This is a genomic window from Paenibacillus sp. NPDC056722, assembly GCF_042790635.1.
GTDB lineage: Bacteria > Bacillota > Bacilli > Paenibacillales > Paenibacillaceae > Paenibacillus_AQ > Paenibacillus_AQ agri.
In genome coordinates, this window is record NZ_JBHTYV010000002.1 from 586,452 (window position 1) to 608,595 (window position 22,144).

12 protein-coding genes are annotated in these 22,144 nt (G+C 49.2%); 1 reads left to right on the forward strand and 11 read right to left on the reverse strand.

Going from position 1 to position 22,144, the window contains the following annotated elements; translation table 11 throughout:
* The first annotated feature begins 1 nt into the window (after position 1).
* The gene (locus ACFRAM_RS06995; RefSeq protein WP_379465164.1) at positions 2-871 is read left to right on the forward strand and encodes a helix-turn-helix domain-containing protein; all 870 of its coding nucleotides are present in this window, start codon (positions 2-4) and stop codon (positions 869-871) included.
* Positions 872-1,033: 162 nt separating this feature from the next.
* Here ACFRAM_RS06995 and ACFRAM_RS07000 read toward each other — a convergent pair whose 3' ends face one another.
* From ACFRAM_RS07000 to ACFRAM_RS07050, 11 genes are all read right to left on the reverse strand, one after another.
* Positions 1,034-3,094, reverse strand: a complete 2,061-nt coding sequence (locus ACFRAM_RS07000; protein WP_379465166.1) for an alpha-galactosidase — start codon at positions 3,092-3,094, stop codon at positions 1,034-1,036.
* Positions 3,095-3,370: 276 nt separating this feature from the next.
* Positions 3,371-5,755 carry a glycoside hydrolase family 95 protein gene (locus tag ACFRAM_RS07005; RefSeq protein ID WP_379465167.1) on the reverse strand — a complete coding sequence of 795 codons (2,385 nt, stop codon included), beginning with the start codon at positions 5,753-5,755 and terminating at the stop codon, positions 3,371-3,373.
* Positions 5,756-5,804: 49 nt separating this feature from the next.
* Positions 5,805-7,490, reverse strand: a complete 1,686-nt coding sequence (locus ACFRAM_RS07010; RefSeq protein WP_379465169.1) for a right-handed parallel beta-helix repeat-containing protein — start codon at positions 7,488-7,490, stop codon at positions 5,805-5,807.
* Between the two features lie 90 nt (positions 7,491-7,580).
* Positions 7,581-8,714: an SGNH/GDSL hydrolase family protein gene (locus tag ACFRAM_RS07015; RefSeq protein WP_379465171.1), complete on the reverse strand. Its 1,134-nt coding sequence runs from the start codon at positions 8,712-8,714 to the stop codon at positions 7,581-7,583.
* 97 nt (positions 8,715-8,811) lie between these two features.
* The gene (locus tag ACFRAM_RS07020) at positions 8,812-10,425 is read right to left on the reverse strand and encodes an extracellular solute-binding protein (protein ID WP_379465531.1); all 1,614 of its coding nucleotides are present in this window, start codon (positions 10,423-10,425) and stop codon (positions 8,812-8,814) included.
* Positions 10,426-10,562: 137 nt separating this feature from the next.
* Entirely contained in the window at positions 10,563-11,465 is a 903-nt protein-coding gene (locus tag ACFRAM_RS07025; protein ID WP_175370107.1) for a carbohydrate ABC transporter permease, read from the reverse strand.
* Between the two features lie 15 nt (positions 11,466-11,480).
* A complete protein-coding gene (locus ACFRAM_RS07030) occupies positions 11,481-12,365 on the reverse strand; it encodes an ABC transporter permease (protein WP_379465532.1) in 885 nt (294 codons plus the stop codon).
* A gap of 324 nt (positions 12,366-12,689) precedes the next feature.
* A complete protein-coding gene (locus tag ACFRAM_RS07035) occupies positions 12,690-14,981 on the reverse strand; it encodes a helix-turn-helix domain-containing protein (RefSeq protein WP_379465173.1) in 2,292 nt (763 codons plus the stop codon).
* Positions 14,982-15,173: 192 nt separating this feature from the next.
* Positions 15,174-16,028 (reverse strand): NAD-dependent epimerase/dehydratase family protein, encoded by an 855-nt coding sequence (locus ACFRAM_RS07040; RefSeq protein WP_379465175.1) that lies wholly within the window; start codon positions 16,026-16,028, stop codon positions 15,174-15,176.
* 82 nt (positions 16,029-16,110) lie between these two features.
* Positions 16,111-20,064 (reverse strand): X2-like carbohydrate binding domain-containing protein, encoded by a 3,954-nt coding sequence (locus ACFRAM_RS07045; protein ID WP_379465177.1) that lies wholly within the window; start codon positions 20,062-20,064, stop codon positions 16,111-16,113.
* A gap of 436 nt (positions 20,065-20,500) precedes the next feature.
* Positions 20,501-22,129: a glycoside hydrolase family 5 protein gene (locus ACFRAM_RS07050; protein ID WP_379465179.1), complete on the reverse strand. Its 1,629-nt coding sequence runs from the start codon at positions 22,127-22,129 to the stop codon at positions 20,501-20,503.
* Positions 22,130-22,144: the final 15 nt, after the last annotated feature.

Sequence of the window (22,144 nt, forward strand, 5' to 3'; positions counted from 1 at the left end):
CATGAACAAACTATCCGCAATCACGCCTTATGTTGGCGAAACCATGACTTATCAGTATGATGGCAGCAGTAATGAAAATCTGCGGGTCTGCAATGTATATGCATTCCATTTATTTATGGGTGGCCCAGGTGAGATGGAGATTGACGGAAGACGTTATCCGATCGAACGGGGAACACTGATTTTTCTGCGTCCGGGCCAACCCCATGCCTTTCATATTTCCCCCTCCAACCCGCTCTCCTCCTACAATTTCTATTTCGATTTATGGGACAACCAGTCTCCGATGTCTGATAACCATTCGTTTATCTATGCCCCTGAACCCTTAAGCTTTGAAAAAAAAGCGCTACAAGCGGCCTGTCCTGAGCTGGACCAGCTCCCCAGCGTATTCCAACTGGCGACTCATCCCATGCTCAATGACAGTCTGGTGATGATTGCGAAGACGTTCAACGATGCGCAGTTTTACCGGAGCGAGGCTGTGAACAGCTATATGTACGCCTGGATATTGAGCTGGTACAATGCGCTGCACTTGCATCAGCCAAGCGATTACCGTATTGTCCGGTTGCTGGAATACCTGAACGCCCATCCCGAGCGCGGTGAGTCCATTGAGGACTGGGCCAGGATGTGTGGATTGAAACGAACCTATTTCCATGAATTATTTCAGCGCGAGACCGGGGTAACCCCGCGCACCTATCATCACAATCTGGTTATGCGGCGGGCAGCGGGTCTTCTACTGGAAAGTGAACTAAGCGTGACCGCAATCGCCGAGAAGCTGGGCTATCCTTCAATTCATCCCTTCTCCAGACACTTCAGCGCTAGTTACGGAGTGAACCCGACTCAGTATCGCCTGAATCCGCGAAGCCGGATTCGAATGTAGGCCACAGGCCAGTCAACAGACAAAACGCGCTGTCCGCAAGAAGCGGAAGCGCGTTTTGTCTGTTTTTATATAACCGCTTAGCGGTTTTACTTGTCTTGGTGAGGCATCATCACCATGCTACCTTGGCTCTTATGTTGTCTGGCCACCAGCATGTGATCATTTTCAGTCTGCCTTTACCGTCAATTTAAAGATTTTGGATTCAGCTGGCTCCAGATTCAGCGTCAAAGTACCTGTCGCTTCTCCTTGTGAACCCTCCCACAGATCTTGAAGGCTATAACGCGCCGTGCCATCCAATCCGGCACGTTCCAGGGAGATGGATTTATGCGCAGCTTGTGCAGCATCGAAGTTGAAGACCGCCAGATAGAAGGCATTCTCTTCTGTAGCTTCTAGCACAAACGCGTCAGAAGCCTGCTTGCCAAGGTCGCCTTCCACAGGACGGAAGGTCTGGCCCAAGCGAGCTACGTGCATGATCTCCTTGTTGCCCAGCCATTCTCTTGCCCGTGCAGCGGCCTCCTCCTTGCGGAAGTCATCCCCCATCAGCAGCACTGTACCGGCGATGACCGATGCGGTCAGGCGGCTTCGGCCTTCATGCCAGCCAGTAGCCTCCTGGTTAAAACTCTTGTACAGCACGGAATGGTCGGGGTCATTGTAACGGTACAATGTGTTGCTCATCCACCAGCCGTGTGTCAGCGAGTTCAGCAAATATTCGGTGTCCTGCAGCGTACCGAAGACGTCGCAGGATACGCGGCGGCTGTGTGCAAACGCATAAGGGAACAGCGGAGCAATGGACAAATTAATGAAGAACGGCCGGCCGATGACTTCCGGGGAGAGCTTGTTCTGCAAGTAAGTCATGCCGTAATGGTAGGCCGCGATTCCGGTTGTGATCTCCGGATTGTGATGCTGACCTTCCAGCGCACCATGTGCCAGGAAATCCAGCTTGATGTACTCGAACCCTTCCGAGATGAATTTGTTCGTGAACCAGTCGATTCTTTGCAGGTTCCCTGGATGTGTAGGGTCAATAGCCAGACCGCCATCAACATCCGGCAGAATCTCGCCTTCACTGTCGCGCAGCAGAATATCTCCATAAGTGTATTTACCGTCTGTCCCTTCCACAAGCTGCCCAAATTGTGCCGGACTTCCCCAGAAGGCAAATGGCGTCCAGTACGTTCCCGGTCTGTGGCCGTTCTGACGTACACGCTCCAGTGCATCCTTCATTTCTTCCGGGGTAAAGTTGTCCCAGAAAGCATCGAAGTTGATATACACGGTGTCCTCGCTTTGGAAGCCGAGCGGCTGTACTTCATTTTTCAAAAAATCACTGGTCGATGTGTACAAATCATAATCCAACTCGGCCATTGCCGCCGACCAGCTGTTCCAGCCTACAGGAACGCCACCCTCCCATGGGAGCTGGGCTTCGATCCAGGTGTTGGCCAGGCCATAAGCTTCGAGACCTGTCCGGTAGTCGTCATAGAAGCCGATAAATACGAGCGGGGATTCCACTCTCTTTCCCTTCACATAACCGTGCGCTTGACTATCGCGGGTCAGCTCACTGACAGCACCGCCGTAAAGATCAAGTTCTTCGATCCCGCCAAGCTTTTCACTTTTAATACGAATACCCGTCTTCCACACCTTGTGGCTGATGGAACCCATAATAATTCCCCGGCGGCTGTCTGCCGCGAACAAGGCCGTTGCCTCGTAGCTCTCGATATCTAGCGGCGGCTTCACAACCGTATAGCGAACCCATTTATCATTGTCGAACGGCACACGCAGAATGCTCAATTCCTCTGGCTGTCCCGCTGCTCCGCCTACAGTTACCTCTTTGGTCTGCACAACGGCCAGACGGTTGGTCTTCAGCTCTTCATCACTTACAATTGCACTTTGTACAAGGACAAAAGGTGAAGATTCATAAATATAGAAATGCTGCTCCAGCTGCGGCAGCAAGGATGTTTCGTGCAGGATTACCAGATGGATGCCTTTTCCGAAGCCTTCACGAACAACCTCTTCCTGTGACTTCAATTGGTGGCTCTGGTAGTGTTCCGTATTATATTCCCGGCCCTGCCAGCGGAATGCGCTGCGGACTCCCTTCACATGTGAGGTGTTACTCTCGAGGCTAGCTTCACCTTTTTCGAGATCAATCTCCAGGCTTACATGACCGTTCATCACCCGGATCAGGGTTTCATTCTCTTGTTCTACTTGCACTTGTACAGATGTATCGCTAGTTAGCATAAAATGCCTCCTTAATGTTGCGTACTGTTCCTTGAGTTGAACAAGCACTGTTCTTACCCAAGTCTGCCCTCATTATAAAGACAGAATAAAGCGTTTACCATACACCGATCTTCCGATCCATATCGCGATTTAACACATCTTGATCCGCTGTTCTGTACATCTTCTGTGGTGCTGAATTCCTGCCATAAATCAACGCTTAGCGAGTGTACAAAAAAACAGCGGCGGGAATCCGTCTTTCGGGTTCCCACCGCTGCCCTCGTAACCTTGCTGATAAGTCTAGTGCTGTCCGCGAAGGGTCAGTTTGTAGGTCTTTCCTGCTTCCGTGGCAAAGCTTAAGGTTCCCGCAGCGGAATGTTCAACTTCAACCGTATGGCCAGCTTCGGTGACTACCAGCGAAGCCGCGCTGCGAATCACACAATCCGTGCCCAGCAGGGAGACGATCGTAGCTTCCGCTAACTGTCCGTTCTCCCATTGGATATCCACTTCAAAGCCGCCGCGTGCGCGCAGGCCTTCCACGCTTCCCTCCTGCCATTCACCCGGCAACGCTGGAAGCAGCTCCAGGTATGGACGATGCGATTGCAGCAGCATCTCTGCAATTCCGGCGGATGCCGCAAAATTGCCGTCAATCTGGAACGGCGGATGTGCGCCAAGCAGGTTGGCGTATACACCACCGTGATTGTACTGCTCCGATTCTCCGTCCTTCACCAGTCGCAGCATGTTTGAGAGCAGGCGTAAGGAACGGTTACCGTCTCCGAAGCGGCCCCACAGGGCTACTCTCCAGCCCAGGCTCCAGCCTGTGCTCTCATCGCCGCGCCGCTCCAGCGAGGTCTTCGCGGCAGTGAAAAGCTCCGGTGTCTCCTCTTCTGACAGCTGACGTCCCGGATACACCCCGACCAGATGCGAAGTATGCCGGTGGTACGTGTCCTCATCCTCGAAGTCCTTCGACCATTCCTGCAACTGGCCGTACTTGCCAACCTGGAGTGGCAGCAGACGCTCACGGGCGCTCTCCAGTTCTTCTCTGAAGTCTTGATCCGTGCCTAGCTGCGTTGAAGCTTCGATACAGTTGGTGAACAGCTCCCAGATCAGCGAGATGTCCATCGTGGAACCAGGGCTGACTGCAGCTACGCCTTCTGCTGTCCGGAATTTATGTTCCGGGGAAGTCGACGGCGAGGTCACCAGATGACCGCTGCCATCGTCAATGAGCCAGTCCAGTGCGAACAGAGCTGCTTCCTTCAGTACAGGATAAGCGGTACTGCGCAGGTACTCTTCATCTCCGCCAAAAGCATAATGCTCCCACAAATGCTGTGTCAGCCAGATGCCGCCCATCGGCCAGTAAGCCCAGCTCGGATCACCGTCGCCGAAGTCGCCTACCGGAGCGGTCTGTGCCCACAAATCGGCGTTGTGATGCGCGGTCCAGCCCCGTGTTCCGTAGTTGACCCGGGCTGTCTCGGCGCCATTCTTCGCCAAATTCCCGATCATCTCCAGCAATGGCTCATGACATTCTGCCAGATTGCAGATTTCAGCCGGCCAGTAGTTCATTTCCGTATTGATGTTCAGTGTATAGTTACTGCTCCATGGCGGACGGGTAAATGCATTCCAGATGCCTTGGAGATTCGCAGCTTGCGTACCAGGACGAGAGCTGGCAATCAACAAGTAACGTCCATAGTGAAAGAGTAATTCCACAAGCCCCGGATCTTTGGCAGCATAGGTTGTAATCCGCTGTTCAGTGGACATATCCTCCGCTGCAAGCGACTTGCCAAGTGACAGCTTCACCCGATCGAACAAGGAGCGATAATCCGCGACATGTGCTTCTCGCAGGACCGGGTAAGACTTGTCTACCGCACCCACAAGATGGGACGCAGCAATCGCAGAGGCATCCTTCCCTTCTTTACCCGGAATTTTGTCATAGCCATTAAAGCCTGTAGCCGCGCTGAAATAGAACGTAGCCGCTGTCGCATCCAGCACATGAACGCCGCTGCCATCAACGGTTACCTTGCCATCTTCAGCTTTCACAGTAAGCTGGCCCTCAAAGGCCATCCCCTTGCTATCGCCGGGTTCGCCGTATCGGATAGGATTGTCACTTGCAAAATAACTAGGATCAACATGCTCTGGCGCTGTTCCTGATAGTACAAGACTGTCACCCTGTGCATGAAGGCTGTGCCGCAGCGGGCTGTCCAGGGTCGCGTGTACATTCAACGCACCGGGTGCGCTGGCAGTCAGTCGCAGTACAAGTACCTGGTCCGGGTGCGACGCGAACATTTCACGGGTATAGGTGACATTGCCGATCTGGTATTCCACACGATGAATCGCATTCTCCACATCCAGCGTCCGCTTATAGGAACGGTAAATAGAGCCGTGATCAAACCGGAGCAGCAGATCGCCAAAAGGCAGATAAGATTGCGTATACGGCCCCAGCATATTCCGGGTCTCCGTGTCAGCCTCTTCATAGCGGCCTTCTTCAATCAGCTTCCGGACCTTAGGCAAAGCTTCCTTGGCGCCAGGATTGTTCCCATCCTTCGGGTATCCTGACCAGAGCGTATCCTCGTTCAGACTGATTTTCTCCTGCTCTACACCACCGAAAATCATACCACCCAGACGGCCGTTACCAATCGGCAGCCCTTCAGTCCACACATTTGCTGGCTTGTCATATTGAAGTTTCATATGCTCTCTCCCCCACTATCAATCTTTTAACAGTATGTTCGATCAGATCTTATTCAGCTGTGAGCGTATTATCCGCAATATCCACTCCGCTGCAAGCGGTTAAGACAATGGCCTCATCAAGGCTGGACAAAGCGCTTCGGCCATCGCTCACGATTTCATTGGATTGGAAAACCAGGCCGGATGTGCTCTTCGCACTCAAGGCCAGCGTATCCTTCAACTCGAATCGGTTCCCCGTTATGATAATCCCCTGGTGAACGGGAGCGTTCTCATCAATGTCCACGTTCTCCGGCGCAATGAAGATCACTGGATGCTCGCCGCTGCCGCACTCCACAAAACGATTGCCGGTGATGGTCACATCCTCCACCTTTCCAGACTCATACCAGGACTCGGCATCCGCCGCAATCAGAACCGCGTTCATATGCATGCGCTCAAACGTATTATTCGCGATCACCGCTTTACGGCGGCTCGTCACGAGTACGCCACGGGTCGGAACACGGGCAAAGTGATTATTGACTACCTCAACCTCTGCGGTCCAGGTTACGTTCTCGATAACATCGTGGCTGCCAATACCTTCGGGAGCCGGGTCAGCCAGAGTTAATAGAAGCTCACGCGGATTTAAAAAATCCACAGCAACCACTTTCCCCTTCGCGTAGCTGATCAACGAGCCGGAACGGACAAATTCAATCTCATCGCCCGGGTGAAAAGCCAGGAATCCGTAGGTCTGGTGATGCATGAACCGGACCTTAACTTCATTCGGCGCAGGCTGCTCTACAATTCGCAGATAGGTTCCGTGAACATTAACGGGATCATCATGGGAACCGGCAAAATAACCGTCCGCCACGGTAACTTTTCCCCGACAGCTGGACATATGGATGAAATCTGCGAAACCAGCGACAGTCCGCCCCGTTTCTGGTCGTGGTGACAAGTCCATCCGGCGGAAAGTAAGATTTTCGCTGAACTGGCCTACAACTCCAAGTCCATGCAGAAAATGCAGCCCAACATCCGTGAAGGTAACATTGGAGCTCCCCGTAATGAAGACCCCGACCTGATCGCGAATCCCGTCACGGTTCTGCAGGACATGCCCTGGAACTACCTCTGGATGAAAATCAAAGTGCAGACGCAGCTTCATCGGTTCCAGCTCTTCGACAGATGTTGCCTGTTCCAGCCAGTTATCCATCCGCCAGGTCGCATTGCGCACCGGATCATAGGTCTGCATTGGGCCTTCCGTGAAGCTCCAGCCCTCACCGATCCAGACCAGCCGGCCGTCCCTGATCTCATAGCGGGAATCAGGATGAACCTCCGTATCGAAAGAATGCGTGCCGCCGCTAGTAATGGTCATCTCGGTTACGGTAGGCCGGTAATAATCGGTATGCAGGTTGCGGAGCTCCACATTGGAGCAGCCGTCCAGCAGAATCATGGTCTGCTTGCCATGGAAAATAAACAGGGAGCCATTGCCCTCTAGTGTAAAGTTGTGTAGACCTTTCAGTAGAATACCAATGGTCTTGGTCACATCTGGATTTTCAGTCTCACTAGTCGTATTGGAGATATAATAGGGCGCTCTAGTAGCCTCATCTACGTAAAAATGATAGCGTCCTTTGGGACAGTCCAGCACAACAGGCCCGGAAATCCCGGCTGCCGCCTGAAGCGCAGCGGTCATGGCCGCTTGGTTGTCCAGCTCAGTATCCGGCTGTGCTCCGTAATCCGTCAAAGTAATGATTGTCGGCGTTGCAATCAAGTCTTGTTCTGCAGAATGAATGGGTCTCCCCGCCTCTCTATTCTTGTAACCGCTTAATAAGAGGCAGTATAATACCTCTTCACCAGATAATCAATTACTTAATATCTTCATAATGCGCAAACTAGTGCCCTTACTGGCTTCATCCTTCGTTCCGGTGATCCGAACCGTGACCTGTAGTTCCCCTCGCTGCTCCTGTAGTGGAAACATCGTCAGAATAGGTCTGTGCGCCATCGGACACCACTCGTCGAACAGATTTACAGCTGTAAACGAGCTGCCGTTTACCGAATACTCAAAAATCCCGCTATCCGGTCCGTAAAGCAGCAACAGACCTGCGCTTTGACCAGTAACGGTAAATGTGTACACCGCTTCCAGACTGTCCGTATATAAATGCTCCGTTCCGAAACGCCAATTCATCAGCGGATCTTCAGGTGACAACTCACGGAGTTCGAACCCTTCTGTGTGAATACCCGCACGAAAATCAAGCAGACTGCCGTATTCGTAATTCTTTACTTCCAGAGGAGATATAGTTCTTTCCTCCTCAGCGTTCAATACGGTACCCTCTGCGACAAGTGCCATGTCTAAATATTCACGCAAAAAGCCCGCATAGAGGGCATGGCCATCGTCATTGGGATGATATCCGTCCGGAGCCAAGTCTGTCCATTCCATACGACCTGCACGCGTCTGTTCATAGACTCTGGCGGCAAAGTTGACTGACGGAAGATGATAATGTGCTGCCACCTCTTCATGGACGGCAATGTTAAACGGATGACTCCCCGACAGATTCTTCTCCGCTGCCGTATACAGGAAGCAGATATCGGTATCCGGCGACACTCTACGGCACTGGCGGACAATCCCTTCCATGCCCCTGATAGATTCTTCCCGGTCACTGCCGTCATTGACGCTAAATTCAACAAACAACAGATCGATTCTTCCGTGCCGCAGCACATGCTCCTGGAGCCGATGAGCCCCCAGTGTGGAAGTAGTACCGCCCACTCCGGCATTGATGAAGTGGAACTCCTGATCTGCGAACCGTTCCTGCAGATACCTTCCGGTTAATGCTCTCCAGCTAGATGTATCGGCATCCGAAGCCCCTGCTCCCTCTGTAATGGAACCGCCCAGAAAGGCAACGGTCACTGGCGCTTTTTCCGCAAGTCTTGCACGGATACCCGGCAGTCCTCTGCGTGAAATCACAAATGAATGATTGCAATGTTTCTCGTTCGTCATGGCTATCCTCCAGAAATAATGCGTATATCTGCCCTGAATATAAAGAAACCAGGTGCTGGGTCTATCGTACAGCACCTGATTCTGATTTTAATAGTTATTATTTAGAACTATCATAAGCCTTTTGTAAAATTTCGAGATAACGGTCAAGCTTCAAGTTCTGAAGGCCTTTCACATAAGCGTCCCAGTCCTTGTTCAGATCCTTGTTGCCAGTGATGAATTGCAATTGGTTTTGCTCAATGTAGTTCTTCAAGTTGGTTTGCAGCATACTGGCTTCATCAATCTCGTTTGGATCAATCCAGATGGACCAGATTGGGAACAACTCTTTAGGTTCATGACCTTGGTATAGCAGAGTCGCATCATACAGTCTGCGTTCATAACTGCTGGAATCGTAGATATCAGTACCTTGAACGTAGGTATCACGGTATTCTTTTGGCTCATAGAAGTGACCCATTCCGCTCCAGCCCGCATTGGAAGGTGCAGCACCTTCAACCGGTGGAATGGTTTTGACCATTGGTTTAACATCTTTACCCAGCGCTACATCGCCTTCTTCAGGATCTGTCCAGCCAGTCCCCTTCATACCTGCTGCAGCGTTCGTTTGACCTTCAGGTGTAAACATGTAATCCACCATTTTGATCAGAGCAATTTGTGCTTCTTTACTTGCTTTGTTAGTGATCACGAATTTCGCACCTGGAGCTACACCGCCCCCATCATGAGTGGCATAGGAAACCCCTTGAGGTCCGGAAATCGGAGGCAGTGGATTATAATGTGCCGAACGAGTATTGCCCGGATCGATGTTCACGAAGATCGCTGGGTGCATACCCGCACCTGCTCCCAAAATTTCTGCATCGGCGTTTTCACCGATTTTCTTGAACGCTTCGGCATTTTGTGTAAATGCGCCCGGATCAATCAGGCCTTCGTCAAACAGGGATTTGATGTAAGTCAATCCTTCTTTCCACTCTGGTGTAATTGCAGAGGATTGAACTTTTCCATCTGCCATTTGCAGGTAGTTTCGATCGTCATCATAGACAAAGGCATTCATCAAGTAAGGAACAATCCGTACTCCGAACTCCTCGATGGAACCACTCAGTGGTACTTCATCCGCTTTGCCATTGCCATTTGGATCTTGTGTTTTAAAGGCTTTCAGAACGTTCTTGAACTCTTCTGTAGTTTTTGGCATTTCCAAGTTAAGCTTTTTCAACCACTCGGTATTCAACCACATTTTGTTAGGGTAGGAACAGTGGAAACATTCTGTGTAGGCTACAAGTCCGTAGATATTGCCGTCAGGCGCTGTATTAAACGTCTTCAACGCAGGGTTCTGTTCCATGGCTGCTTTAATGTTAGGAGCATATTCATTAATTAGATCGTTTAACGGAATGAGTACGCCTTGCTTACCATATTTCAGCAGGTCAGCTTGCGAGAACTGATCAATATAGTGGGTAAGCAGGTAAGCATCAGGATAGTCACCACTTGCCAGCGAGATCTGGCGTTTTTCCTGAGCACCGTCCGAAGGGTTAATCTGCCATTTAAATTTGAAGTTGAACTTGTCTTCCACAAATTTTGTGAATTTATTGGTCGGAAGGTCGATTCCGGATTCCTGAACAGAGAACACACTGATCTCAACCGGTTTGTCAGACGAGTTGCCGGACTGTGAGTTGGATGTGTTATCTGTATTTTTACTAGCACATCCACTAATTACAACCGTAAACGCCATCACTAGAGTTAGTAAAGTTATCAAGCTTTTCTTCTTCAAATCCCATCACTCCCTTTTGTAGTTTAGCAGTTGATACGAAGATACCTTGAATGTAAAACTGCGGGCATCCCTCCTCTCCATGTAGTTCATTCCAAAGATCAGCCCTTCACAGAACCGACCAGCATTCCCTGTACAAAATAACGCTGTACAAACGGATAGATAACCAGTACTGGCAAGGTGGCGACCACAATCAAAGAATATTTCAATAGCTCGGAAAGCTGCTGTTTCTCCACCATTTTCCCGACGTCCATAGCACCGCCGGCGCTGTTATTCTGAATAATGATGCTTCGCAAGACTAGCTGCAGCGGGAACAGATCTGCTGATTTCAGATAGATCAATGCATCGAAATACGCATTCCACTGGCCTACTGCGTACATAAGAACCAGCACGGCGAGAATCGGCTTCGACAATGGAAGTACGACGCTCCAGATGAATCGCATATCACTGCAACCGTCGATCTCACTGGCTTCCATAAGCTCATCAGGAATTGAGGATTGAAAGAAAGAGCGGGCAATAATGACCTGCCATACCCAAATGGCATTCGGAATCAGCAATGCCCAACGGGTATCAATTAAATTCATTTCTCTTACCACCAAATAGGTGGGAATCAGACCCCCGTTGAAGATCATGGTGAAGGTGATGATCATCATCAGGGTGTTCCGCCCGAAAAAGCCTTTGCGGGATAGCGGGTAAGCAATCATAACCGTCAAAGTTACACTAATCAGCGTTCCCGCCGCGGTGTAAAAAATCGAGTTAGCATAACCGGTAATAATTTCAGGTGTTTTGAATAAAACTTCGAAACCTTTGAAGGATATATCTACAGGCCAGAGCCAGACACGGCCGGAAGTAACCGCTGCCGGGCTGCTGATCGAACTGCTGATGATAAAGATCAACGGGTAAAGCACAGCGATAACCACGAGGCCGAGCACAAGATAGATCGTGAATAGAAACGCTTTGTCTCCGGCGGATTCTTTAATCTTTTTTTGAACTGTTGCTGCCATAAGTGTGCTCCTTTCCTACCAGATGCTGTTCTTAGTAATTCTTTTCGCCAAACCGTTCACTGTAAACAAGAGGATCAGGTTGATGATCGAGTTAAATAGTCCAACGGCAGTTGCGAAGCTGTAGTTGGCATTCAGCAAACCAACCCGATAAACATAGGTCGCAATGATCTCAGAATTGGCCAAGTTTAGCGGATTCTGCAGCAGGTAGACCTTTTCAAAACCGATCGCCATTACATTCCCTACATTCAGGATCAGGATGATGACGATGGTGGGTACAATCCCTGGCAAATCGACGTGACGGATTTTTTGAAAACGTGAAGCACCGTCCACTTTCGCCGCTTCATAAAGGGTCGGGTCTATTCCCGCAAGCGCTGCCAAATATACGACTGCGCTGTAGCCCGCCGTCTGCCAAATATCAGACCAGACATAAATCGAACGGAACATCCCGGGTTCACCCAAGAAGTTAACAGAATCCAGTCCGAAGAAGTTAAGGGCGATGTTGACAAAGCCGAGCCGCGGTGCCAGGAATAGCATAACGATCGACACCATAACAACTGTTGAGATGAAATAAGGTGCAAACGATACAAGCTGTACGAATTTTTTGAACCTTCCTCCGCGCACCTCATTAATCATGAGAGCCAGAATAATCGGGATCGGGAATCCCGCCAGTAACTGATAGCCACTAAGCATAATGGTGTTCTTAACCAGAATCCAAAACTGTGGATTCTCAAAGAATAGTTGGAAATTTTTAAAACCAACCCAAGGACTTCCCCATATTCCCTTGATAACGTTGTAGTCCTTAAAAGCAAGCACTGCGTTTATCATCGGGTAATACTTGAAGATGAGGAAAAACAGCAAGGGCGGAATGACCAGCAGATGCAACTGCCAGTGCTTCAGCATACTTTTGCGGGCATTGTACCAAAAGCCCGGTCCCTTGCTCTGCGGCAACGACTTACGGTTTAAAGCGATTTGTTTCTCCAGAACAATTCCCCCTATCCAACAGCCTCTGTTTTGTATTTTGTGATAGCGCTTTCTACGACTTGATCATAGTAGATCTTCATGTCCCCTGAATAGGTACAATTGCGCGTTTCAGCGTACAGATAACCCGTTTTTGGGGGCACAAAACAGCATAAGAACGGCCATTTTTCCGGTACCCTGCCTGTAAGGGAGAAAAAGGCTACGCTGTCCGGAACCGGACAACGCAGCCTTAGGTCTTGAAGATATTTATTCATCAGCACATTGTCTGTATGCGCTTGGTGATATGCCCATCAACCGCTTAAAAGCCCTTCTGAACGAGTGCGAACTATTGTATCCAACCCGTGTGGCGATCTCGTCAACGGTATATCCGCTCTCTTTTAGCAACACTACAGCCTGATCCATTCTGACTTTGACAAGATGGTCGGAGAAATTAACACCTGTGACCTCCTTGAACAATTGGGAGATATATTTTTCGGGTCTTTCCACTTGCTCAGCAACCCGGTACAAGGTCAGTTCCGAATCAGAGTACATCTCTGCCGTATACTCCTTGATCTGTTTAATGATCTGAATATGAGCGTCCTTCTTCTTATTGGCAATAAGCCCGCAGAGTTCTTCCATAATTTCATTGAATTCAGACTGGATGGTCTCGAGCGTCTCTGAGGACCCGATGTCAATGACCCGCCGTTTGACGCTCTCGATGGAAGCATATTCCGTAAACGCTTTTTGATCCAGCAGCTTAAGGAAGGTACCCTTCATTTCCCCCACAAGCTGATGTTTCATTTCGATAGACAGCTCCCGCTGCTCCATATTCTGCACGATAATAGCATGGACAATCCGCTTGGCTTCCTCAAGTTCTCCGGCCCGGATCGTACTAATCAGCCGCTGCTCTGAATCCAAAGGATAGTAATAGGTCGTGTTCTCAGTCTGGGCCTCATTGTACCACATAATTCCTTTTTTATTCATGTAGACGGCGTATTCCAGGGCCTGGTTGGCCTGATCAAAGGACAGGCTGACCTCAGTTACCGAGGCGAACAGTTCGCCAAAGCCCGCCTGAATCGTAATGCGGTACTCATTAAATACATACTGCGCCAGGTTCTCCATGGTATGGTTGATATCCGCAATCTCATTCTCTTTACCCAATTCTTCATTCATTGAAAAGAACAGAGTGACCACTTTATCGGAGCCTATATCGGTCATCAGAACGTCCACGCCAAGCTCAGACAAGCCCTGCTTCACGAGCAGGCGGGAAGCACTCAGCTCATTCAGAATCTCCACGCTATCCATACCCGCATATCCGTTAATCTGGATGATTCCGGCATACCCCTTGCCTTGTAGCAGGTCGATATCCGCCTGCTCGGCAGCAGAAAGAATCTCATCCCGTGATTTGAACTCACCGGCAATCAACCGCTTCAGGAACGCATCCCTGACTAGCGGAAGCTGACGGTTCAGCTCTGACTCCAGGAACTTGTTCTGGGTAATCATATCGGCGATATTTCCGCTCAAAAAGTCAAATTCATTCCTCGGACCTGCTTCGTCCTTCCCAAACTGCTCCTTCATAACATTGAGCAGACGGTTAATCGGCGCGCTTGTACGATAAGCCAGCACCAGACCGACAATCAGACCAATCAGTAGCGTGCCTCCTGTAATCAGCCAAGTCATTTCCTTAATTGTGTTGGCATTCTCCATCAGAACCTGCCGGGGGATGCCTGCCCTGTATACCCATCCATTCTTATTTGAAGTGGTAGTGATCACCAAATCATCACCATAGAACTGGCTGACTTCATTTTTGTCAAATGACGGATCAGACACCATCTTGACCATTTCCGGCTCACTGCTCCCTTGCAGGACAATGGTCTGCCCTTCAGCATCGCTGATATGAACCCAGCCGCCATACCGCTCCGTCAGACCGGAGAGCAGACTGGCAATGATTTTCTCGTCTATGATTACAACCGCAACAGCTGGTGAAGTATCATTGAAACTGTCCAGAGGTAGTGACTGCATGTACGTAATCACTGAAGTTTGTGTCCCCCTGCTGACAAAAGAACTGAGCGGCTTGATTTCGCTTCGATGAGATTTCTCCAGTACTTCCTTACTCCATTCTTCGAGCGACAAGTCGTTGTAATGGAAATTATCGTAATAATGGTCCGGTCTGTAAGAAGAACCCGGAGTTAGAATCAGCTTGTAATTGGCTAGGTAGATATAATAATCTTGTAGAAAATCATTGGTCTGTCCGAAAGTCAGGACATTCCGCATCGCTTTCCATATGCCGTAGACATTCCTCTCATTATCCCGCTCGTTCATCAGAACGTTCAATTCCTGGTTTATCGCAAGTTGTCTAGTAAAGCCCTCTACCTCCGCCATACGGCGCTCCAAAATATCCTGACTCTTCTGAAGCTGGGTCACACTGTTCTCAATCGAGATGGACCGTGTCACCGAAATCGAAGTTAGATAAGACATGTAGCCGCCAATGCTGGGTATAATCAAAATAACCACATAGGAGATTAGAAATTTGCGGAATACACTGGAATATTTAAGCATGTTGGACCCCTCTCCTGGATGTGGCATTGGTAGCGCTGTCATGATTATAGATTAAAACATTTTTCAGTATAGTCAAGTGTTCAACCTCATTCCGTCACGCTATGTACATTCGGAAATGCATAAAAAGCAGCGATATCCCGCTGCTATCACTGCTTTTTATAAGCAATCCCGAGTTCTGCTTTTTTCCGCGCTTCAATTCCCCTGATTACCGTCTTTCTTGCCTCGAGTTGACCTTACAGGCACAAAACCAAATTCTTCTTTGAACCGATCCATAGTATATAATGGCCTATAATTATGACCCGGGAAATGATAATAATCCAGATTATGGAAATCTCCTAAAATATTACTCATAATCTCCGCCACAGGCAAATTGCTGGTTACATCCGGCCCCACCAGGTTCAAAGTTCGCACTCCCGGCCTAGGTGGAGCATGCAGTGCTGCAGCGATTCCCCGGACTACATCATCAGCATAAACGTGGGCCATTGTGATAAACGGGAGCGGAGGCCTGGAACCCGTTTCCAGAATAGGCGGAATCCAGTCCTCTGCAGCTACGGCACCAAGACGCAAATTAATAAAGTCAGCATCGGTGTGAATACGGTGAAAATAGCGGGTCAGTTCCTCTACCATAGCCTTGCTGAGTCCGTATGCATCCGTGGCCAGACACGAGTGCTCATCAGGAATAGGCAACTCCAGCGGGACAAAATCTTCATCCAGCCCACCTGCCACGGCAATAGAGCTCGCAGTAATAAACTTCCGGCAACCACGATCCAGCAAATATCGGAAGAGCCTCCTTGTGCCTAATACATTAACCGCGAGTCCTTCCTCTTCACTACAGCCTCCCGTCACAGCAGCAAGATGAATAACGGCTTCAATGTCGTAAGCATCAAGCCCTTTCAAGTCCTCTATAACATCAAAAGATCCCTGTACATAAGCCGCCGCTCCCTCTGGAGCTTTCCGTGACAGACAAATAACATAATGCTTGTCCGCCAGGTGCTTGACCAAAGCTCTACCGATAAACCCACTGGCACCGGTAATCAAAATATTCATATGGCTTCCCCTTTCGCTATCGACTCTATTCATTCAGAAAAAAGGGGCCAAAGGGGCCCCTTTTCTCCAGTCCTTCTTGTAATTATTTTACCAGTTGTTCTCCGCCTATTGTTCCGGGCTTGGAGACATGATCTCTCGAAGCTTCTTCAATGTCGCCAAACGCCCAGTGGGACGTTGGAACATCACTCCACTGTGGTTGTAAAACGCCCGTAAGCGGGCCTCTGCCCAGCACTCTGTTGATGGCAACAACCGCTTCCGCACGTGTTAGAATTACACCAGGACGGAAAGTACCGTCAGCATAACCATTCAAGATGCCTGCACCTTGAGCTTTCAAGATGGCTGCTTGTGCCCAGTGGTCTGCAATGTCAGAGAACCCACGCCCCACAGGTGCATCTGTCTCGTCGAGAGCAGCTACTAGAACTGCCAGCTCTGCCCGGGTCAACGATTGGTTCGGCTTGAACGTACCATCCTGGTAACCTTTCATCAGACCCATCTTGGCAACCTTGGCAATAGCTTCTGCAGCCCAGTAATCAGACTTAATATCACTGAATACGACATTTGGTTCAGTGGCCTCTGTCTGAGCGACACCTGCAAGAATAGTTGCCATTTCAGCACGGGTGATCTTGTTATCCGGTTTGAACAAGCCACCAGGATAACCTTTGATATACGCCGTGTGTTGAATGGTTTGAGTATCATCCCCAGCGCCCGGTGCCGGAGTGGCAGTAGGAGCAGGGGTTACTGTTGGAACTGGAGTAGCAGTAGGCTGAACTACTGAGCTAGACGGACCACTTGGATTCGATGGTCCAGTTGGATCAGTTGGTCCAGCAGGATCCGTTGGCACTGGTGTTTCTGTTGGTGCTGGTGTTTCAGTCGGACCCACAGGACCGCCGTTATCTGCAGCAACAACTGTGAACTTCAACTGGTCTGTCAACATGAAATCACCGGATTTTTTGACAGCTTTGAGCGTGTGTACACCGCTCTCCAATCCCGAGACACTATAGATCTCCTGTTGATTTTTACGGCTTGGACTGTAAGCATTTACGGTCTGCACCAGCTGTCCGTCTACATAAATATCTACTTCACCTTGCTCTGGTCCAGTAGGTGTGATCAGGCTGATTCCAGTACCCTTGAATGTATATTCAAAGGAATCACCATCCACCGCTGTATAATGCACATCATTGTGATAATCGCCCCCGAAGGTAAAGCTGAGGTTCAGTGTACCCACCGGTTGCGTAGCCAGATAAGATTTGTTCAGTGTAACATGGTTCCCGGTAAGCGTATAATCTGTCCCTGGAATTAGATTATATGATCCATTGGTAATTCCCGTGAAGCTTTCCGCTTGTTGCAGCAACGTCACATCAATATCCGCCTGGGCAGAAGCTGACTTATCGAAGCTAGCGTGTACCGGATTAATCAAATTCGGAATTTCGACTTTCAGCATGTCTAGCAGCATGAACCGGCCTGATTTCTTCACGGCCTTTAGTGTGTGCATTCCATCCGATAGATCAGAGATACTGTACAGAACCTGCTGAGCCAAACGTCCATTACGGTAAGCACTAACAGTTTCCTTAAATTGACCGTCAATATAGATATCCATATCTCCCTGTGACTGGTCTACTTCTGTGATCAGCTGAATTCCCGTTCCTCTGAAGGTATATTCAAAAGAATCGCCGTTCACCTCAGCGTAATGCACATCATCCTTGTAGTCGCCCATCCCTCTTCCAGTGCTGCGCGACCAGGAGCCGTTGTACTTAATGCCAGGATCGTCGTTATTGATAAGCGCATAACGTATGCCTGTAGAATCGCTGATTCGAATGGTCAGCGGCTGCGGATCACCCGAACTAAAGATTACGTTCAGACTCGTTGTGCCAGCAGGCTGCAATGCGAGGTACTCCTTTTTAATAGTAAGCTTATCATTAACTACCGTATAATCGTCTGTACTGAGGGCCACGTCGTCATTTTCAATGCCGGTCAGCGTATTGCCGTTCAGGGACAATGAAACAGTGACATCCTTCTGTTGTTCTACAGCCTTGTCAAAGCTAGCCGATGCAGGATTAATGGTGCTGTTCTGTCCTCCTGCCGGTGTTTCTGTTGTCACTCTAAGCGCGTCGAGCAGCATATACTGGCCCGAACCCTTAACTACCTTGAGCGTATGTGGACCGTTGTCTAGACCCGACACACTGTATACAGCCTGCTGTACTTCTCTCGGTCCATTGTTATTAGCGCTTACAGTTTGCGGTGTGCCATTATCGAGGGTAACAATCATGTCCCCCAGATTGCTATCCTTCTCTGTCAGCACGTCAATGCCTGTACCCGTAAAGGTGTACTCAAAAGAATCGCCGTCCGTCTCAGTGAAATGCACATCGCCATTGTAATCACCAAAGCTTCTACCGGTGTTCGCACTCCACGATCCGGTGTATTTAATATTGCTGTCATCATCATTAATATAGACTACATTCGTAACGGTTGCATTGTTTGCCAGTGATGAATTTGCAGCATTGTCAGCTGCATTGTTCAGGTTATCAGCTTGTGGAGCAAGCGCTGGATTAGCACTTGTGGTATCTTTGATTGCTATGCTGATATCCTGTGCCCCGTTCAACTGCTCCTTGCCACCATTGCGTTTCCATTCTCCGCTGTAGCGCATGCCTGTATCATCGTCATTGACGGCAGATGTGCCGTTCAGCGCAGTCACTTTAAGCATCCGTGAAGCATGGGGTTCGAGCACACCGCCACTGAATTCTTTTTCAAAATTACCTAGCTCGGAATGGCTCCACAGGTCACGTACCGAAGCTGGGCCCTCAAGTCCGAGATCACTCCATTTCACTTTAACCTCCGCACTCCGATTGCCCAGATTGAACAGGGCTACACTGTAAGTGCCGTCTCCGTTATTGGCATACCACACTTGCTGCTGCGTATCCATAGATACCGGATGACCCGGACGACCAGCCTGATTGACTGCAATTACTTCATCATTGGTAAGCAGTTCCAATCCATAGTCGTCAAGCCTTGTCAAGTCATTGCCTGTATAGAGCTGGGCAGAAGAGATCGACCAGAAGGTCATTGCAGACTTCCGCTCATCTCTGGTCAGACCATCCATGGATCCATTTCCGATATTCAGGGAATCAAAATCATTCCAGCCTCCCGGTCCTGCATCCCGCCACCAGATGGCCGCAAGCGGGAACAAACGGGAAATACTCGGCCATTCCGTTAAGCCCTTACTGCTGTCGTAGGCTTCAATATCCCAGTCAATCCGCCAGCCGTTAGCATACTTTTTCCAGAAATCCACATAGTTATGGTCCAGTGCCCATGAAAGCTCGAACCAGATGTTGTTTCTTGCGAGTGCCTTAGACCAAGCTTCTACATCGCCGCGAGCATCACGGCTCAGGTTGTTGATGCCCGAACCAGGAGTCACACTGTCAAATTTGACAAAGTTAATGCCCCATTCGCCAAGAAGATCCGCGATGGAATCAATATACTTTTGGGCGCATGGGTTACTGAAATCAATTTTATACGTATAGGAATCCCAATAGTCCATAACGGTCAGCGGTTGTGCCGCTATGTCCTGCATACGACATTGTCCGTTAGTTCCATAAATTTCATAGTTCGCGTTATAGCCCGTTATCGACATTCCCGGAATCAGATAAATACCGATCTTCTGTCCATTGTTATGAACATAGTCGATAACCTCCTGAAATCCGTTCGGATACAGGGTCTCACTCGGAATAGGCCGGCCGTATTGATCCTCGCCGCCGTTCCATCCCGCATCAATATTAATATATTCATAACCATGGGCTTGCAGCTTCTCACGCATAGCATCCGATTGCTTCTTGACGCCTTCTGCCGATGTCCAGTTGCCTGCCCCATCATACACCTGCATGCTGTAACTGCTCCAGCCCATATACGGCTTTTGAGCCATACTGGCATCAGCCGCATGCGCCACATTACTTTTCGTTCCTGCAAAGCCCAACTGCGCTACTGCAATAATGAATACCAGCAGACTCATTCTTAACCTTTTCCCGATTACTTTCAAAATCATCCCTACCCCCTCATAGAATGTTGGTGTAAATCATTTTGATAGCGCTTTCTTACGAGAAGATCATAGTAGAAGATGAATTTCCAAGATAGGTACATTTCGGTATTTTGCGTACAATTAACCCTTAAACAGGGGGCAAAACAGCATAGAACGAACAGTTTTCCATTTATAATGAAGAAAAGCAATAAAAACAACAAAACGCCGCCCTCAATAGAACGACGCTCATTTTAGTCCTCTCACCAAATACTGTTGGTTCGTTTGTTCCCTCAATCCCATTTCAATCGGGTACATTATTAGAGATGACGCCAATACTGGGCGAACCTAAATAACCAGTCCCCGGTAGATCTTGGGAGACTGGCTATTTAAACTTGCAACCTTTTGGGATCTCTGCCTCACAAACGAGAAACAATCCCGTAAGCACTGAAAAGAAGTCTTATCGTCACGCTAAACGTTCGAGCTCTATGGACAGCAGTTCTATAGTACCTTGCTGAAGAGCTACTTTTATTACCGATTCCTGTGATCTCTTAAACGGACCTACACGGACATGAGTTTTCTCATCGTCACTCTGCAAATGGACTACCTGAATTTCCTTATTATCTTGCTCTATTGTTAATTGAGCATCTTCTGTACACTTCAACTCCAACTGCGCATAACCTTCGTCATTAATTGCGCTGAAAGTGTAGCAAGCAAACTCCTGCTCTCTGAGTTCAAGTCCTAATAGGTCCCAGCCGCTGTCAAAACCAAAACGCTTCTTCTCCAGCTTATTGGATAACGAGATCAGCTTCATCCCTGTCGTGGACCTGTAGCGATAAATATTGCCTTCTTCCCGCAGACCACTAAAGCTTTGACCTTTACCAGGCAGCTCATCGAAATCTGTTGCACGGACGCGGCAGCCCGGACGCCGGAATGCCGAATCCGTTACCAACGGATTTGCACGGCAATTCTCTAGCTTCATATTCTCAAGGAAAGCATCCAGCGTTCTTTGCACATCCTTTTCCTCCGGTCGAGGGCCACTTTCAGAGTACGCCAGAAATTCTTTCCATCCCTCAGGTTGAGCTATAGAGAACGGAGAATTGGTACACTCCATTTTTTTCCACGGCCACAAATTGTAACCGATTCCCATAGAAACCGCTAAAGGATACATAGCAGCGAACCATTCCGGATAATTCTCTCCCGTCTCACCGAGCCACAAAGGCTGATTCAGACGCTGGGAGGTATCCAGGAACTCCTGCAAAGCTTCGATTCCTGGCATACAGGCGTACCGATGGAAATGAATAACCATGTTGTCATCGTAACGTTTGTAGAACACGGAAACATCTGTAGACCAATGATGACCCTCTATAGATAACATATGCACTGGATCAATAGCACGGATCTCGCGGATAGCCTCATCATAGAAATCTGCCAGCTTTTGCAGAAGATAATACTGGTGGTAACCTTCATTCAATCCTGGACGCAAAGGCTCATTCAGCAGGTCATAACCACCTACAATCCAGCGGTCCTTATAACGGCGGGCCAATTCCTTCCATAGCTCAATACCCTTATTCCAGCTTTCAGGATCGGTGAACAGCCGGGGGGAGTCATCCACCGAATCATCGATATTCGCGCCTGTTTGTCCACCAGGAGCACCGTGCAGATCTAAAAAGGCATACAACTTAAATTCCTCGCACCAATCCAGACATCGGTCCAGCAAAGCAAAGCCCTCTTCGTTCCAGGACGTTCCCGGCTCATCCTTCATAAGCACCCGCCAGCCAATCGGAATCCTCACGGAGTTATAGCCCAGTTCAGCCATCATGCGAATATCCTCGCGGGTAACATAGTTTTCACGAAAACGGGTCCAGAAGCTTTCAGAATACTGGCTACCGGTCAGTTCGCGGATAACCTGTTCCATCCTTCGCGGACGGTCGAATCTTTCCGAGCGAGATAACCACATATACCCTTCAGGCAGTAACCAGTTTCCCAGACCCCAGCCGGTTAGTATAATTTTGTCTCCGTCTCCGTTAACAACATCTGTCCCCTGCGCTCGCAGGAACCCTTTGACCAAACTTCGATCCGTATGTTCAAACATATGCCATGTCCCCTT